At 64.7% G+C, this 16,646-nt stretch carries 13 protein-coding genes and 1 pseudogene; 5 read left to right on the forward strand and 9 right to left on the reverse strand.

The features are described from left to right. Positions 1-24: 24 nt before the first annotated feature. Positions 25-1,317, reverse strand: coding sequence for an MFS transporter (locus tag NP552_RS16785; protein WP_043861683.1), 1,293 nt, complete (start codon positions 1,315-1,317; stop codon positions 25-27). A gap of 97 nt (positions 1,318-1,414) precedes the next feature. Here NP552_RS16785 and NP552_RS16790 point away from each other — a divergent pair, with 97 nt between their 5' ends. Beyond that, positions 1,415-2,398 carry an Lrp/AsnC family transcriptional regulator gene (locus NP552_RS16790; protein ID WP_274096937.1) on the forward strand — a complete coding sequence of 328 codons (984 nt, stop codon included), beginning with the start codon at positions 1,415-1,417 and terminating at the stop codon, positions 2,396-2,398. 36 nt (positions 2,399-2,434) lie between these two features. Here the strand turns inward: NP552_RS16790 and NP552_RS16795 are convergent, their stop codons facing one another. The 3 genes from NP552_RS16795 to NP552_RS16805 form a co-directional block, all read right to left on the reverse strand. After that, a complete protein-coding gene (locus NP552_RS16795; RefSeq protein ID WP_058540389.1) occupies positions 2,435-2,767 on the reverse strand; it encodes a hypothetical protein in 333 nt (110 codons plus the stop codon). A 76-nt stretch (positions 2,768-2,843) separates the two neighbouring features. Beyond that, the gene (locus NP552_RS16800) at positions 2,844-3,353 is read right to left on the reverse strand and encodes an autoinducer binding domain-containing protein (protein WP_054914271.1); all 510 of its coding nucleotides are present in this window, start codon (positions 3,351-3,353) and stop codon (positions 2,844-2,846) included. Positions 3,354-3,474: 121 nt separating this feature from the next. Next, positions 3,475-4,107 carry a hypothetical protein gene (locus tag NP552_RS16805; protein WP_231390775.1) on the reverse strand — a complete coding sequence of 211 codons (633 nt, stop codon included), beginning with the start codon at positions 4,105-4,107 and terminating at the stop codon, positions 3,475-3,477. Between the two features lie 346 nt (positions 4,108-4,453). Here NP552_RS16805 and katG point away from each other — a divergent pair, with 346 nt between their 5' ends. Then, positions 4,454-6,724 (forward strand): catalase/peroxidase HPI, encoded by a 2,271-nt coding sequence (gene katG / locus NP552_RS16810; RefSeq protein ID WP_274096938.1) that lies wholly within the window; start codon positions 4,454-4,456, stop codon positions 6,722-6,724. A gap of 83 nt (positions 6,725-6,807) precedes the next feature. Here the strand turns inward: katG and NP552_RS16815 are convergent, their stop codons facing one another. The 4 genes from NP552_RS16815 to NP552_RS16830 form a co-directional block, all read right to left on the reverse strand. Continuing rightward, on the reverse strand, positions 6,808-8,676 hold the full coding sequence (locus NP552_RS16815; RefSeq protein WP_274096939.1) for a sensor histidine kinase: 1,869 nt from the start codon (positions 8,674-8,676) through the stop codon (positions 6,808-6,810). A gap of 8 nt (positions 8,677-8,684) precedes the next feature. Then, positions 8,685-9,368 (reverse strand): LuxR C-terminal-related transcriptional regulator, encoded by a 684-nt coding sequence (locus NP552_RS16820; protein WP_043861687.1) that lies wholly within the window; start codon positions 9,366-9,368, stop codon positions 8,685-8,687. 107 nt (positions 9,369-9,475) lie between these two features. Then, a complete protein-coding gene (locus NP552_RS16825) occupies positions 9,476-10,111 on the reverse strand; it encodes a LysE family translocator (protein ID WP_274096940.1) in 636 nt (211 codons plus the stop codon). Positions 10,112-10,192: 81 nt separating this feature from the next. After that, entirely contained in the window at positions 10,193-11,605 is a 1,413-nt protein-coding gene (locus NP552_RS16830) for an aminotransferase-like domain-containing protein (RefSeq protein ID WP_100632507.1), read from the reverse strand. 360 nt (positions 11,606-11,965) lie between these two features. Between NP552_RS16830 and NP552_RS16835 the strand changes: the two genes are divergently transcribed. The 3 genes and pseudogenes from NP552_RS16835 to NP552_RS26100 all read left to right on the forward strand — a co-directional run bounded on the left by NP552_RS16835 (position 11,966) and on the right by NP552_RS26100 (position 15,487). Next, the gene (locus tag NP552_RS16835; protein ID WP_274096941.1) at positions 11,966-13,381 is read left to right on the forward strand and encodes an amino acid permease; all 1,416 of its coding nucleotides are present in this window, start codon (positions 11,966-11,968) and stop codon (positions 13,379-13,381) included. A 222-nt stretch (positions 13,382-13,603) separates the two neighbouring features. Continuing rightward, positions 13,604-14,629 (forward strand): annotated as a pseudogene (locus tag NP552_RS26095) (HAMP domain-containing protein); the annotation flags it as partial. A 30-nt stretch (positions 14,630-14,659) separates the two neighbouring features. After that, on the forward strand, positions 14,660-15,487 hold the full coding sequence (locus NP552_RS26100) for a methyl-accepting chemotaxis protein (RefSeq protein WP_373874884.1): 828 nt from the start codon (positions 14,660-14,662) through the stop codon (positions 15,485-15,487). A 9-nt stretch (positions 15,488-15,496) separates the two neighbouring features. Here NP552_RS26100 and NP552_RS16845 read toward each other — a convergent pair whose 3' ends face one another. Continuing rightward, positions 15,497-16,549 carry an NAD(P)-dependent alcohol dehydrogenase gene (locus NP552_RS16845; protein WP_043861692.1) on the reverse strand — a complete coding sequence of 351 codons (1,053 nt, stop codon included), beginning with the start codon at positions 16,547-16,549 and terminating at the stop codon, positions 15,497-15,499. Positions 16,550-16,646 lie beyond the last annotated feature (97 nt).

Consider the following 16,646-nt stretch of genomic DNA (forward strand, 5'->3'; position numbering starts at 1 on the left):
GCATGGCGTTGTTCGAGCCAGTGACTATTTCAGTGGCTTTCCGGCTGTTTCCGGCATTTTGATGAAGGTCACAAGCGTGAGCGCGGCGCCTGCGAGCACGTAGTAGAAGAACCAGCTCTCCTGACCGTTGCTCTGCAGCCAGGTCAGCAGATACGGCGTGGTACCGCCCAGCAGCGCCACCATCAGGTTGTAGGGAGCACCAATGCCGACGGCGCGAACGCGGCTGGGGAACTGTTCGGACATGATTGCCGGGGCGATGGAGGTATAGAGCGCGTAGAGCATAAGGCCGAACAGCTCCACCATCAGGATCGACGAGAACGTCGGCTGCATGCTGGTGATGATCGGGTAGAAGAACACCAGGTAGCCCAGGGCGAACACGATCAGTTGCGGCTTGCGCCCGAACTTGTCAGAGAGCATGCCGAAGAGTGGGTGCACGAGCATGAACGCGACCATTGCAACCGTGTTTGCAGCGAACGCTGTCGAGGACTCCACGTGCAGCGCACGGATGGCATAGGTCGGGATGTAGATGACGAACAGGTAGAAGGCAAAGGTGCTCAGGATCGAAAAGCCCACGATCCGCAGGGTCTCGCGCGGATAATCGCGCAGCAGGGTGCGCAGCGGTTGCTTCTCTACCTTGTCTGCGGTTGGCGGCGTGGAGGCTTCTGCTTCAGGTACCGACATACGCAGCCAGATGCCTGCGATACCGCCCAGGGCGCCGAGCAGGAACGGAATGCGCCAGCCGAACTCTCTCATCTGTTCCTCGGTGAGGAGGGTGGTCAGCGCCCAGCCGATCGCCGAGGCGGTCAGAATGCCCGCGGCGGAGCTGAAGAACACAAAGCTCGAAAAGAACCCGCGACGGTGGTCCGGCGCCAACTCGGCAAGGTAGGTAGAGGCTGAAGCGTATTCACCGCCCAGCGACAAGCCTTGCATCAGGCGCGCGATCACCAGCAAGACCGGCGCGAGCAGGCCGATCTTCTCGTAGGTGGGGGTAATGCCGATCATCAGGGACCCGCCTGCCATCAGCAGGATGGTGACCCCCAGTGCCGATTTGCGGCCATAGCGATCAGAGTAGATCCCCAGGGCCCAGCCACCGATCGGGCGCATGAAGAACCCCACGGCGAAAATCGCGAAGGTCGCCAGCAGGGACGCCGTTTCGTCATTTTTTGGAAAGAATTGTGTGGAAAAGAACACCGCGAACGACGCATAGATCGTCCAATCGAACCACTCCACCGCATTGCCAATGCTGCCAGCAGCAATTTTGCGCGCGGTTGATACCTGCGGCTTTGCCGCTTCGGACGTTTGAGTCGCATAATTCATTGGCTTGTGCCTTTGGGTTTGAGTTGTAATTGTTTTTAGACATATGCGGCGTTTTTTTGTATTAATTTGGCCACTTGAGCGAAGGTATTGTAAGGATATGGTCTCGTCAACCGTTGATTCGGATGAAAAAAGACATTTTGCGTTGGATGACGCGGATCTGGCCTGCCTGATTGCACTGCAGGCGAACCCTCGCGGCACCTGGCGGGATCTGAGCGCCGGCTGCGATGTGGCGGAGCGTACGCTTTCGCGTCGCCTGCAACGCTTGATGGACAACGGGTATATCCGGGTGATCGGCGAGCTCGACCCGGTTGTGGTGGGGAGTGGCCCGGTGCTGCATGCCTGGATTCGGGTAGCAGACGGTCGTCAGAGCGAAGTGGCGCAGCACCTGGCGCAGTGGGCACAGACGCAGGTTGTGATGGCGACAACGGGCGAGTTCGACATCTTCACCGAGATCAACCTGCCCAGCGTGGAAGCGCTTTCTGACATGGTGGTGCGGGAGTTGCCGCTGGTGCCGGGGGTTAGGCAGGTTCAGACGCAAGTGGTGCTCAGGTCGTTCCGACGAGCCAGCCGCTGGCGTATTGATGGTTCGGTGCCTACCGAGCCGGTGCTGGTCGGGCCTGTGAGCCTGAGTGCTGACGAAATGCGGTTACTCGGCGCCCTGACCCTGGATGGAAGGGCCAGCCTGGGCGTGCTTGCCGAGACATGTGGAGTCAGTGAGCCGAAGGTTCAGCGGATGCTGAGTGGGCTCGTCGACAGCAATGCCCTGACATTTCGTGTGGAGCTCGAGCCGTTGCTGGTGGGCTATGGGGTAGAGGCGATTGTGTCGTTGCAGACTCGACCGGGTGCGGCGGAGGGCATTGCCCAGGAACTGGCGAAGGATGAACACACGCGTTGCCTGTTTGGCACCAGTGGCGGCTCGCAGCTGTTCTGGCATGTGCTGTGCCGTGATATCCATGATCTATGGACCGTCTCGACCGCCCGCATGGGATCCCTGGACGGGATCATCTCGTGTGAGACCAACACGGTGGTCAGGGCCTACAAAAGGGCGGGGCGGGTGCGTCGAGGGTTGATGGTCGAGTAGGGTTCATGCCTGCCTTTGTGCAAGCAACGTAGCTGGCTACGTTGCCTGTTTGGGCTTCCAGTAGTCCATCTCGGCCACCGCTCTTTCAATGTCATCCATGTCGTCGCAGCCCAGCGCGAGGTCGAACTTTTCAGTGATTGTTCTTCGCATGGCGGCCAGTCGACGGGTGATCTGGTTTTCATCGATGAACCGTGTCGTCTCTTCGCAATACAGCGCTCTGTCGCCTGGGCTGATGTCGCCATCAACATCCCTGTAGTAATGGCGGGCAATGTCTCTCAGGGAAATGAGCATGTATTCGATATCGGCGACAAGGTGGATGGCTTCCTCTCCAGACAGGAGGATTTCTCTGTTTTCCTTGAGCAGTTTCAATGGGTCTTCCACTCGATCTTTGAACGGGCCGGGTAGCGAGGATATCCCATGTGGCGCTGGCGAACCCCATTGCGGGTCACTCGGATGATGACGGCCCCTGCGGGTCATTCACCAGAGCGGCCGCCGTCGCATGCAGCACCTGCACCAGCCACAGCACCGCGGCCCCCTTGCGGTAAAGCTCATTGACGGTCACGGGCGGGTGTTGGCGTACCACGCTCAAGCTGCTGAACCTGCCGTGCTCATCGTGAAAGGGTTGGGTCCAGCCGAGGCAAACGCCGTGATCCTGCGCGCCTGCCCACAACTCGGGGGGGCTGGTGAAAGCCTCTGGTGTCCACAGCAACGGGAAGGATGAGTGCCGGCTGTGCGCAAGCAGGGGCTCAACGACCGCAGGCTCATGGCGACGGTAGCGCTCGCCCCATGGGTTGGGGCAGTTGCTTTGTGTGATCGAAAAGGTCGGGGTGGTGAAACTGAAGGCGTAGCAGTCGAAACCCAGGCACCGAAGCAGCTTTTCCAATTGCGCCAACTGGCTGTCCAGGTCCTTCGAGCACACCAGCTGACGCAGTTGCTCCGTTGTCCAGTGATCCATCGTTGCTCATCCCTGCATGATGTGAACATCCGTGGATACAGATCAGTTTCTCCTGATAAATACGTATCAGATGCGCCTTTTACGACTGTAGCTCAGCTTTTTTGCGCTATTGCAAAAAGCGCTAACGCTTTTGCCGGGTGGCCTGCCTCTGGTCGGGCCTGCCCTCAGGGTCAAGTTCGCGCAGGCTTGCGGGCCCTTGTGCCGGTGACTCACCAGTCACCTGGCACAGCAACGCGCTGACTCGCTCGCCGTCCACCACGCCCCGTGCCTGCAAGAGGTCGGCCACTGCTACCAGCCCCGCCCAGTACCGGCGTACCAGGCAGCCGGACCGGGCGATGGCCAGGGCCTCGGCATCGAGCAGCTTGTGCGCGGGCAACAGGCTGATCAGTTCATGCCCGCGGCATCGGTCGCCACGGCCGCTGCCGCGCAAGACCCGGTCATAGCGTGCGTGCCGGTGGATGGCTTCGGCCACGGGCCCGGCAAAGCAGTGCAGCAGGTCGCGCTCGATGGGTTCGACGAGGGAGGGCAGGTACTCGGCAATGCCACGGGCGGCGAAGGCCGGGTGCACGATCAGGTAGTCCGCCTCCACCAGCCCCTCGGCAAAGTGCGCACGCCCGTTCAGGTCGATCAGCGGGCCGCTGGCGGCCTGGGCGTGGGTCAGCACGGTCACCCGTGCAATGGGCTGGCCGTTCCACCACACGGCCAGGGCGTGACCGGCCTCGTGGATGGCGGTTGAACGCGGGCGCATGTCCATGGGGCGAGCCTCCCGTGGGGTGGTCGCTCGCCCTGACTACGCCTGCGTTATCGGTGCACGGCTCAGCGAGCGTTTGTCCTACCTTCTGCTCCCTGGCGGGTTCCGTATAAGAGATTATGGCTATCACCCACCAATACTGCGGCTATTTGCCGACTCGGGGGCGGCGAACTAGCCTTAGTTCGGTGCCGGCGCCAGCTGGCCGACCCATCCTGATGAAGAGACAAGATCGCGGCGCTCAGCCGTTCGAGTCGTTGACGATGCAACCTGTGTAACTGATTTCGCACGTTGCCACGGCGCCCTGGCAGGGCTGCCTGGCGACATGAACTCGACCAAGGGTAGCTCTCACATGGCAACTGAATCGAAATGCCCGTTCAATCATGCCGCCGGCGGTGGCACCACCAACCGTGACTGGTGGCCCAACCAGCTCAACCTGAAGATCCTGCATCAGCACGCGCCCCAGGCCGACCCGCTGGGCGAGGGCTTCGACTATGCCCAGGCGTTCAAGAGCCTGGACTTCCAGGCCCTCAAGCAGGACCTCACCGCGCTGATGACCGACTCGCAGGACTGGTGGCCGGCCGACTTCGGCCATTACGGGCCACTGTTCGTGCGCATGGCCTGGCACAGTGCCGGCACCTACCGTACCGGCGACGGGCGCGGCGGTGCCGGCTCCGGCCAGCAGCGCTTCGCGCCGCTCAACAGCTGGCCCGACAACGTCAGCCTCGACAAGGCGCGGCGGCTGTTGTGGCCGATCAAGCAGAAGTACGGGCGGGCGATTTCCTGGGCCGACCTGATCGTGCTCACCGGCAACGTGGCGCTGGAGTCGATGGGCTTCAAGACCTTCGGGTTTTCCGGCGGTCGCCCGGACGTGTGGGCGCCGGACGAGGACGTGTACTGGGGCTCGGAGAACAAGTGGCTGGGTGGCGACACGCGCTACGGCAAAGACCCTGAAGCCATGCAGCCGCCGGGCGAGGGCACCCTGGTGGCCGAACCCGAGCAGCACGGCAACGAAGAAAGCCGTACCGAGCAGGGCCGCAACCTGGAGAACCCCCTGGCCGCAGTGCAGATGGGGCTGATCTACGTGAACCCGGAAGGCCCGGAAGGCAACCCCGACCCGGTCGCCGCCGCCAAGGACATTCGCGAGACCTTCGGGCGCATGGCCATGAACGACGAGGAAACCGTGGCCCTGATCGCCGGCGGCCACGCCTTCGGCAAGACCCACGGCGCCGGCCCGGCCGACAACGTGGGCCCCGAGCCTGAAGCGGCAGGCCTGGAGGAACAGGGCCTGGGCTGGAAGAACAGCTTCGGCACCGGCAAGGGCCCGGACACCATCACCAGCGGCCTGGAAGTGACCTGGACCACCACCCCGACCCGCTGGAGCAACAACTTCCTGGAGAACCTGTTCGGCTTCGAGTGGGAGCTGACCAAGAGCCCGGCCGGGGCCCACCAGTGGACGCCCAAGGGCGGCGCCGGCGCCGGTATCATCCCCGACGCCCACGACCCGTCCAAGCGGCGCAACCCCACCATGCTGACCACCGACCTGTCGCTGCGCTTCGACCCGATCTACGAGAAGATCTCGCGCCGCTACTTGGAAAACCCCGACCAGCTGAGCGATGCCTTTGCTCGCGCCTGGTACAAGCTGATCCACCGTGACATGGGCCCGCTGTCGCGATACCTGGGCCCGGAACTGCCCGCTGAGGAGCTGCTGTGGCAAGACCCGATTCCCAAGGTCGACCACCCGCTGGTCGATGACGGCGACATCGCCGCGCTCAAGGCCAAGGTACTGGCCTCGGGCCTGTCGGTGGCGCAGCTGGTGTCCACCGCATGGGCGGCGGCTTCCACCTTCAGGGGGTCGGACAAGCGCGGCGGTGCCAATGGCGGGCGGCTGCGCCTGGCCCCGCAGAAGTTCTGGCAGGCCAACCAGCCCGAACAGCTGGCTGCTGTGCTCGCGACCCTGGAAAGCATCCAGAACGAATTCAATGGGGCGCAGGCCGGTGGCAAGAAGATCTCCCTGGCCGATCTGATCGTGCTGGCGGGCAACGCCGGCGTCGAGCAGGCTGCGAAAAACGCCGGGCATACGGTCACGGTGCCGTTCACGCCGGGGCGCACCGATGCCAGCCAAGAGCAGACGGACGTGGAGTCGTTCGGCTTTCTCGAACCCATTGCCGATGGTTTTCGCAACTACCTCAAGGGGCACTACCGCGTGCCGGCCGAAGCGCTGCTGATCGACAAGGCGCAACTGCTGACGCTCAGTGCACCGGAGATGACGGTGCTGGTGGGCGGCCTGCGGGTGCTGGGGGCCAATGTGGGCCAGAGCAGCCATGGCGTGTTCACCCAGCGGCCGCAGGCGCTGACCAATGACTTCTTCACCCACCTGCTGGACATGGGCGTGGAGTGGAAGCCGGTGTCCGAGGCCGCTCAGGCGTTCGAAGGGCGTGATCGCAAAAGCGGGCAGGTGAAGTGGACCGCCACCCGGGTCGACCTGGTGTTCGGCTCGAACGCGCAATTGCGGGCCGTGGCCGAGGTGTATGCCAGTGCAGATGCGCAGCAGCAGTTCGTCAGCGACTTCGTGGCGGCCTGGGCAAAAGTGATGAACCTGGACCGTTTCGATGTGAAGTAGCGCGTTCGCCGGCAAGGCCGGCCCCTGCAGAGCAGCACAACCCCTGCAGGGGCCGGCCTTGCCGGCGAAGCGAATGTACCGGCTCACACGCTGGCCGGCACCTCCCGTTGCAGCGCAAGGCGTGCAACAAGCCGCGTACAACCCGGCAGCGAAACCACCTCCAACTGACCGCCCACCCGGGCGATGCGCGCATGCATGCTGCGCATGCCCACGCTCACCCCGGCGCGCTGTACCGCCAGCACGTCGAAGCCGATACCGTCATCCTCGATGTTCAGCTCCAGGCTGTCGGGCTGCGGCTGCTGCAGCTCAACCTGCACATGCCGGGCACGGCTGTGCTTGACCACATTGGTCAGCGACTCTTCCACCAGGCGGGTCAACGCCATGCACTGCAAGGCGCTGGGCGGTGTGCGCCACTGCGCGGCGAAGTGCCAGGTGCAGGCCACATCCAGTTCGTCGAACAGCTGGGTGAAGCGATGGCGCAGCGGGGCGATCCATTCCTGCGGCGTGGCCGGCACCTTGATGCCGGCGCTGGAGCCATTGTCGATGGTCTGGCGCAGGTCATCACGCAGCAATTTGAGCATCGACAGAAACTGCGGGCCCTGCAGCGGCGTGCTGGCCTGCTCGACCATGGCCATCATGCGCACCAGCGAACCGCCCAGCCCATCATGCAGGTCGTGGGCGATCTGCAGGCGGTCCTGCAGGCGGGAGTTGGTCAGCGCCAGGGCGTGTTCGCGTTCGAGGGTGGTGGCCAGTTCCCCGCGAGCGCGCTCGATGCCTTCGGCCAGCTCCAGGTTGAAGCGCTCGATGCGGCGCACGCTGCGCGCATGGCGCAAGCCCAGCACCACCGACATGCACAGGGTCGTCACCACACTGGTGAGCGGTGTCCACGCGGGCGTTTCGCCGATCAGCTTCAGCATTATCAGCAGGTCATGGGCCCCGGCCAGCATGAATATCAGCAGGCTGGCGGCCAGCCACACATGCTCGGGCCGCCGGGTGCGCAAGGCATGCAACTGAAACTGCAGGCAGTTGAGGAAAAACACCGTCGCCGTGCTCAGCACCGCCACCAGTTGCGCGTTGCCGACGCGGGCATCCGGGGCCAGTGCCATCAAGGCCACCAGTGCGGCAGTCAGCAGCCAGAGTGCCTTCTCCAGGCGCGGCAGCGATTGCCCGCCAAAGCGCCAGACAAACACGCAGAAACAGGTGACGTACATCACCAGCGCGATGCCGTTGAAGCGCGCAGCCATCAGGGTGGTGGAGAAGGGCCAGGGGCTGGTCATCAGTATATTGGCGATGAACAGCACCCAGCACAGGGCCATGGCCGCATACCAGCCAAAGATCCGTTGCTCGCGGCGGATCACCCAGATACAGAAGAACAGCCCGCCCAGCACCGCCGAGACGGTCAGGTTGAGCACGAACAACGAGCGGTTGGTCCACAGCAACTCTTCATACAGCTGGCGTGCCGAGGCCTCATCCCCCAGGTACACCGGCCCCAGCCCGGGTGACTGTACCGCCAGGCCCACCACACGTACCCACAGCGTGTTGACGCCTTCGTGCAGCAGGCCTTCGGGCAGGTGCCAGTAGCGGGGCATGTTCCAGCTGCGTGACAGCGGCTCGCTCAGCTGGCTGTCACGCCACAGGCGCTGGTCGTTGACGAACACTTCGCCGGCCATGATCACCGAGCGCAGCGTCAGTGCCACCGGCATGCGTTGACCGGCCGCGCAGTCGCGCTGCCACTGGAGGCGGTACCACACCGTGCCGTCGTGCTGCGGCCAGCGTCGGCTCCAGTCGTCGGGCAGGGTCACGGCCTGCCAGGGGCCGGCCTCGGGGCGGTTGCCCTGGTCATCACCCTGGGCGGTGGCTACCGACAGCACCTGCACGGTGCAGCTTGCACCGCCCGGCGTTGCAGCCTGCGCTGCACCCGACAGGCACAGGACGAGCAGCCAGCACGCCATCAGGCCTCTCAATCGAGCAGGCCACGCGTGCGTGCCGCATGGATGGCGCGGGTGCGCGAAGACACCGCCAGCTTGCGATAGATGCGTTTGACGTGGCATTCGACGGTGTAGCGCGACAGGTTCAGCTGTTCGGCGATTTCGCGGTTGCCCAGGCCCTCGGCCACCAGGCGCAGGATCTGGTCTTCACGCGGGGTCAGGCGTTCGCCATCGGCGGTGTCGACCGGCTGGGCGGCCCCCGGGCGCAGTTCCTCGATGATGCGCCGGGCCACGAACGGGTCGATGGGGGCGCCGCCGCGCAGCACGCTGCGCAGCGACAACAGGATCTCCAGGTCGTCGCGTTCCTTGAGCACATAGCCGGTGGCGCCTGCCCGCAGCGCCGCAAGCAGGGTGTCTTCGGTGCTCCATGCCGAGATCACCAGGATCGCCTGGCCGGGGTCGGTGGCGTGCATCTCTTCGATCAGCTCGATGCCGTTGCCGTCGGGCAGGCCCAGGTCTACCAGCGCCAGCGCCACCGGCTGCGCCGCCAGGCAGGCGCGGGCCTCGGCCAGCGAGCTGGCGAACAGCAGGGCCTCGGGCCGGTAGCCCAGTTGCAGCAGCAGGGCTTCCAGGCGGCGGTGGATCAGCGGCTCGTCCTCCACCAGCAGTACCGGCGCGAGCAGCGTGGGTTCGGGAACAGTCGTCTGGATAGGCATGGGCAGTCTCGGGCGCGCGGTGGGGGCGACTGTGCCCCATGCAGCGGCCAATAGGTATCCCTGAAAACAGGTAAATGAAGCCTCATAGCCTACCCCACGCCCCGGTGCTAGCCCAGCGCCATTACCGCGATCACGCCCAGCGCCAGCAGCACCAGCGTCGCCCCCGTGGCCCGCTCCAGCCACGGCAGGGCACGGGCGAAGCGGCGGCGCACGTGGCGGTTGCCGATCACCACCGCCACCAGCAGGTCCCACGCCAGCACCACGCCGAACATCCACAGGCCGTAGGCCAGCTTCCAGCCAGGGCTTGCCTGCGGCCCGCTCAGCATGGCCGCCAGGCTGGCGTAGAACAGCGCGTTCTTGGGGTTGAGGATGCCGGACACCACCCCCATGCCGGCGGCGCCCAGCCAGGTGGTGGCCGCGGGCGACGGTGCCGGCGACCCCTGCGGGGCAACCTCCAGCGTACTGGCACCGGCATGGCGGATGAACAGCCAGCCCAGGTACAGCAGGTAGGCGCAACCGGCCAGTTGCAGCACGATGAACAGCGTGCTGTGCGGCTGCAGCACCGACACGCCGGTAAAGGCGGCGACAATGAACACCCCGTTGGCCAGTGCGATGCCCAGGCAGGCTCCGCTGGCCACGCGCCAGCTGGTGGCCAGGGAGGTGCGTGCCACCAGGAAGAAATCCGGCCCCGGTGACAGCAGCGCCAGAAAGTGCGCTGCTGCAATGATCAGGAACTGCTCCATGTAACCTTCACTTCTATGGATGTGGGTCCAGGAAGTGTGTGGCGGGGCCGGGGGCGGCGTATTGAACAAAATTGCGCAGGTTCAGGCGGCGTGACGGGCGAACAGCTTTTCCAGTTGCTGCCACAAGGCCGGGTCGGTGCTGAACGCCACGTTGAAGCGCATCCAGCCGGTGGCCTGGGCGTCGACCATGAACAACTGGCCGGGGCCGATCATGATGCCGCGCTCCAGGGCGTCGTCCACCAGCGCTGCGCTGTTGGCGATCTGCGGGTGGCGGGTCCACAGGTACATGCCCTCGTCGGACTCGACGAAAATCTCGAAGCCCAGGCGGTTCAGGCGACGGCTGACCTCCTGCTGCGCCTCGGCCAGGCGCTGGCGCAGGCGCTTGAGGTGCTTGCGCCAGCGCCCGTCGGTGATGGCCGCATACACCACGCGCTCCATCACCTGTGAGGTGGTCAGGCCCGAGCGCATCTTCAGTTGCAGCAGCTTCTGGATCAGTTCGGGGTTGGCCAGCATGTAGCCCACCCGCACGTTCGGCGAGATGCTCTTGGAATAGCTGCCCACGTACACCACCTGCTGCAGGTGGTCCAGGCTGCTCAGGCACGGTTGCGGTTCGGCCACCATGTCGGCGTACAGGTTGTTCTCCACCAGGCGAAAGCCGTGTTGCGCCGACAGTTGCAGCAGGCGGTGCAGTTGCGCCAGCGGGGTGCGCGAGCAGGTGGGGCTGTGCAGGTGCGGCTGGGTGAAGAACACCGTGGGCCGGTGGTGGGCCAGCAGCCGCTCGAGATGCTCCAGGTCGTACCCGGCCGGGGTGCGCGGCACGCCGATCAGGGTGGCGCCCTGAAAGCGCAGGATGCTCATCAGGTTGGGGTAGCCCGGGTCGTCCACCAGCACCACATCGCCTGGGCGCACCAGGGTGCGCACCGCCAGGTCCAGCGCCTGGCTGGCGCCGTGGGTGAGCATCAGCTGGTTGGGGTTGGCCACGATGCGCTGGTCCTGTTCCAGGTTCTGCGCGGTGAGGGTGCGCAGCTCGAGCAGGCCCATGGGGTCGCCGTAACCGCTCAGTTCCATCACGCTGCCGGCCACCTGGCGCAGCCCGCGGCGCAGGCCGTCCTCGAACATCCACTCGTTGGGCAGCCAGCCACAGCCGGGCTTGAAGGCCAGCTGACGGTTTTCGAAGATGTTCTGCAGGTACCACTCGGAGTTGAACTCCGGCTTGCCCGGCTCGGCGTCGCTGGCCTGGCTTTCGATGCGCTCGTTGACCGAGCGGTTGACGAAGAAGCCGGCATTGCCGCGGCTGACCAGCAGGCCCTGGGCCACCAGCCGGTCGTAGGCTTCGACCACGGTGAAGGTGCTGACCGAGTAGGTGGCGGCGAAGGCGCGGATGGACGGTACCTTGGCACCGGGTTTGAGGGTCTGGTTCTCGATCAACTCACGCAACCCGTTGATGATCTGGTTGACGAGCGGGGGGGCGGAGTCGGGTCGTAATTCAAGCATGTTGGGGCTGTGCCTTCAGGGTGCGTAACGCCTGGCGCCTGCAGGGAACGGGGGTGTACTGCATTGGCGGCCTGTACAGTGCAGTGCATATTTCACGGCGCTGTGCATGGCTCTCTGTGTCGTACATTTTTACATTAGGGGTCTGTATTCGCCAGCTAAAGCATGTTGAGAGGCCCGATCACTACCGCCAGGGGCAAGCCCCCGGGCGTGCACAGCACGATTGCCGACCTTCAAGGCCATGGATGCCCGCCGGGTTTGCGATCCATCCCGTACACAATCAGACACTGACGAGCAATGAAGCCCGGCATTCGCCGGTCTTGCGTGTTCGCTGGAAAAAGAAAAACAAGGGGTAGACAACTGATGGACGCTACATCGACTTCCACATCCTCCAAGGTGGAGCCCGAGAGCAAGCTTAGCGCTTCGCTCAAATCGCGCCACCTGACCATGATGTCCATCGCCGGGGTGATCGGCGGTGCGCTGTTCGTGGGCTCGGGGAGTGTGATCCACAGCGCCGGGCCGGCCGCCATCCTGGCGTACCTGGCCGGCGGCATCCTGGTGGTGCTGATCATGCGCATGCTGGGTGAAATGGCCACCTCCTCGCCAGACACCGGCTCGTTCTCCACCTACGCCGAGCGCGCCATCGGGCGCTGGGCAGGCTTCACCATCGGCTGGTTGTACTGGTGGTTCTGGGTCATCCTGATGGCCTGGGAAGCCTACGTGGCGGGCAAGATCCTGCACGGCTGGTTCCCCTCCATCAGCGTCAACGTGTTCGTGCTGGCCACTACCCTGGTGCTGATCAACGTCAACTTCTTCAACGTCAAGCACTACGGGGAGTTCGAATTCTGGTTCGCGCTGATAAAGGTGGTGGCGATCATATGCTTCCTTGTGGTGTGCGGGCTGGCCGTGGCCAACCTGTGGCCCACCGGTGAGGTCCACGGCATCAGCAACCTCACGGCCCAGGGCTTCATGCCCAATGGGGTGGAGGCAGTGGTGGTGGCCATGCTGGGGGTGATGTTCGCCTTCCTGGGCGCCGAAATCGTGACCATCGCGGCCGCCGAGTCGAAGAACCCGTCCGAGCAGATCGTCAAGGCCACCAACTCGGTGGTGTGGCGTGTGTGCCTGTTCTATGTGGGTTCGATCTTCCTGATCGTGGCCCTGGTGCCGTGGAACGACCCGCTGATGGGCCAGTCGGGCTACGGTTCGTACCGTCGTACCCTGGAACTGCTGGGCATTCCGGGCGCTGAGTTCGTGATGAACTTCGTGGTGCTGACCTCGGTGAGCAGCTGCCTGATCTCGGCGCACTACACTGCCTCGCGCATGCTGTTCTCGCTGTCGACCCGCGGTGATGCACCGTCGTTCTTCAAGATCACCCGCGCCGGTACCGGTGTGCCGGTGTTCGCCATCATCGGTTCGTGCTCGGTAGCGGTGTTCGTCGCCCTGATCAACTTCAGCGACACCCTGCGCCCGAAAGACGTGCTGGACGTGCTGATGAACACCACCGGCATGATCGCCTTGCTGGTGTACCTGGTGATCGCGTTCTCGCAACTGAAGATGCGCCGCAAGCTGGAAGCCGAGGGCAAGGAAATCCGCCTGAAGATGTGGCTGTTCCCGTGGCTGACCTACCTGGTGATCGTGTTCATCATCGGGTGCCTGGTGACCATGGCCTTTGTGCCGGACTACCAGGCACTGGTGTTCTCCACCGGTGCGGCGGCGGCCATCGTGGCACTGATGGGCGTGTTCATGCACGTGCGTGCGGCCAGGCAGCTCAAGGGCTGACAGGCACCATGACGAAAAAGACCAGGGCCGCAAACGGCCCTGGTTTTTTTTTGCCTGCCCGCGGCGCGGATGCCGTGCGCCGGGTTCGTCCTACAAGCAGTGGCCGTGATGCCGGTAAACAATCCCCATTACGGCACCGGGCAATCATCGCAACGTTGATTGCAGTGTGCCAGTACGCCTGCCTAGCATGCCCGTTTGCTCGATTCGGCACGGAGTGCAGGCATGAAGATCGTTCACAAGGCTGGCCTGGCGGCCGCCACATTGCTGTTCATTACCACCGGATTGCTGTCGGTCGCGCAGGTCAGCCAGGTGCGCGACGCCCTGCACAAGCAAGTGTCTGCCGGCATCGCCGAGTCCAGCGGTGCCCTGGCCCGGCAGATCGAGAACTGGCTGAACGCCAAGCTCAAGCTCATGGGCCTGGTGGCGCAGGCCATCGACAGCCGCTACAGCCCTGAAAACACCCAGCGCATCATCGACAGCCCGATGCTCAAGGACGAGTTCATCCTGATATTCGGCGCCTTGCAACGTGACGGCAAACCCCTCACCAACACGCCCAGCTGGCGCCCCGATGCGAGCTGGGACGGGCGCACACGGCCCTGGTATGCCGTCGCCAAGGGCGCCGACAAGGCGGTGCTCACCGAGCCCTACATCGACTCGGCCACTGGCGAAACGCTGATTTCGGCGGTCACGCGCCTCTACGATGGCGCTACCTTCGCCGGCGTGCTGGGCGGCGATATCCGCCTCAAGAGCGTGGCCGATGCCATCAATACCCTGGACTTCAACGGCGCCGGCCATGCCTTTCTGCTCAGCCGCAACGGCACGATCATTTCCCACCCCGACAGCCAGTACAACGGCAAGCCCTACAGCAGCCTGTTCGATGGCCAGCACCCGGCGCTGGACAGCCAGCTGCAGACGGTTAGAACCGGCGATCACGATTCACTGGTGTCCTTCACCCCGCTGACCTACCTGGAGGGCATGGACTGGCTGATCGGCGTGGTGCTCGACCAGCGCATCGTGATGGCCGAGGCCGACAGCCTGACCTGGCGTGCAGTGCTGGCCACGCTGCTCGGCGTGCTGGTGAGCCTCGTGGTGCTGGGCCTGCTGCTCGGGCGCCTGCTCAAGCCGCTGGACCTGCTGCACCGCTCGTTCCATGAGGTCAACCAGGGCGACGGCGACTTGACGCGGCGCCTGCCCGACGGCGGCAATGACGAGGTGGCGCTGGTGTCGCGCGAGTTCAACGGCTTTCTGGGCAACCTGCAGAACCTGATCCATCAGGTGATGAGCACCTCCAACCAGGTGCGCGAGAGCACCCACCTGACGTCGGCCGAAGCCACCCGGACCGATGAACGCCTGCAGCGCCAGTTGCAGGAGCTGGACCAACTGGCCACGGCCATGCAGGAGATGGCCTCCACCGCCGAAGACGTCGCGCGCAACGCCCAGGCAGCGGCGCAGGCCGCTGTGATTGCCGACGAGGAAGCACACGGCGGCGAGGACGTGGTGCGACGCTCGACCGCGGCGATCCGGCAACTGGCCAGCGAAATGGACGACACCGGCCATGCAATCAATGACCTGTCGCGCCTCAGCGACAACATCGAGTCGATCCTGGCGGTGATTACCAGCATTGCCGAGCAGACCAACCTGCTGGCGCTCAATGCCGCCATCGAGGCTGCACGTGCCGGCGAGACGGGGCGAGGTTTCGCGGTGGTGGCCGACGAGGTGCGCACGCTGGCCTCGCGCACCCAGCAGTCGACCCAGGAGATCCGCCAGATGATCGACCAGCTGCAGGCCGGGGTGCGCCACGCCGAGTCGCGCATGCAGCACAACCGCGACAGCGCCGGCAAGACCGCCGAGGAGGCGGGCGCGGCCAACGACATGCTCGTGCGCATTCGCCAGGCGATCACCCGCATCAACGACATGAACACCCAGATCGCCACCGCGGCCGAGCAGCAGAGCGCCACCAGCGAAGAGATCAACCGCAACACCACGACCATTCGCGACATCAGTCATGAAGTGGCCGCAGGCACCCAGGTGCAGGTGCGCCAGTGTGCGGTGATGGTGGAGCAGGTGGGGCAACAGCACCACCTGCTGGGGCGTTTCAACCTGTGAGGCGGGGGCTCAGGCCTTGAGCGAGGCCATGTCGATCACGAAGCGGTACTTCACGTCGCCGGCGATCATGCGGCTGTAGGCCTCGTTGATGTGCTGGATGTCGAGCATCTCGATGTCGCAGCAAATGCCGTGCTCGGCGCAGAAGTCCAGCACCTCCTGGGTTTCGGCGATGCCGCCGATCAGCGAGCCGGCCAGTACGCGGCGCTTGAGCACCAGGTTGGCGGCGTGCAGGGGCGGCTCCACCGGTTCGATCAGGCCCACCAGGATGTGCACGCCGTCGAACTTCAGGGTTTCCAGGTAGGGGTTGAGGTCGTGCTGCACCGGGATGGTGTCGAGCAGAAAGTCGAAGTGCCCGGCCACGGCGGCCATCTGCGCGGCATCGGTGGACACCACCACATGGTCGGCGCCCTGGCGGCGGGCTTCCTCGGCCTTGCTGGCCGAACGGGTGAACAGGGTGACTTCGGCGCCCATGGCCTTGGCCAGCTTGATGCCCATGTGACCCAGGCCGCCCATGCCGAGGATGCCGACCTTGTGCCCGGCCTTGACCCCGTGGTGCTTGAGCGGCGAATAGGTGGTGATGCCGGCGCAGAGGATCGGCGCGGCGCTGGCCAGGTCCATGCCGGCCGGGATGCGCACCACGAAATGCTGGTCGACCACGATACTGCTGGAATAGCCGCCCATGGTGTTGCTGCCGTCGACCCGGTCGGGGGTGGCGTAGGTCATGGTCGGGCCTTCGAGGCAGTACTGTTCCAGGTTGGCGGCGCAGGCCTGGCAGTGGCGGCAGGAGTCGACCATGCAGCCCACACCCACCAGGTCACCCACCTGATAGCGGCTGACGCTGGCGCCCACGGCAGTGACCTTGCCCACGATTTCGTGGCCGGGCATCAGCGGGTACACGGCGATGCCCCATTCGTTGCGGGCCTGGTGGATATCGGAGTGGCACACGCCGCAGTAGAGAATCTCGATGGCCACGTCGTCGGGGCGTGGGCTGCGGCGCTGGAAGGTCATGGGGGCGAGGGGCGTGGTGGCCGACTGGGCGGCGTAGCCGATGGCGGTGTACATGGGGGAACCTCGCAAAAGCAATGACGGTAGAGGCGGCGCATTGTCCGCGCGGGCACCGGGCGTGCCCACCGGCATTCCTCTGCGTGTCATGCCTGAT

It is taken from the genome of Pseudomonas sp. 8209 (assembly GCF_028682105.1).
Classification (GTDB): domain Bacteria; phylum Pseudomonadota; class Gammaproteobacteria; order Pseudomonadales; family Pseudomonadaceae; genus Aquipseudomonas; species Aquipseudomonas palmensis.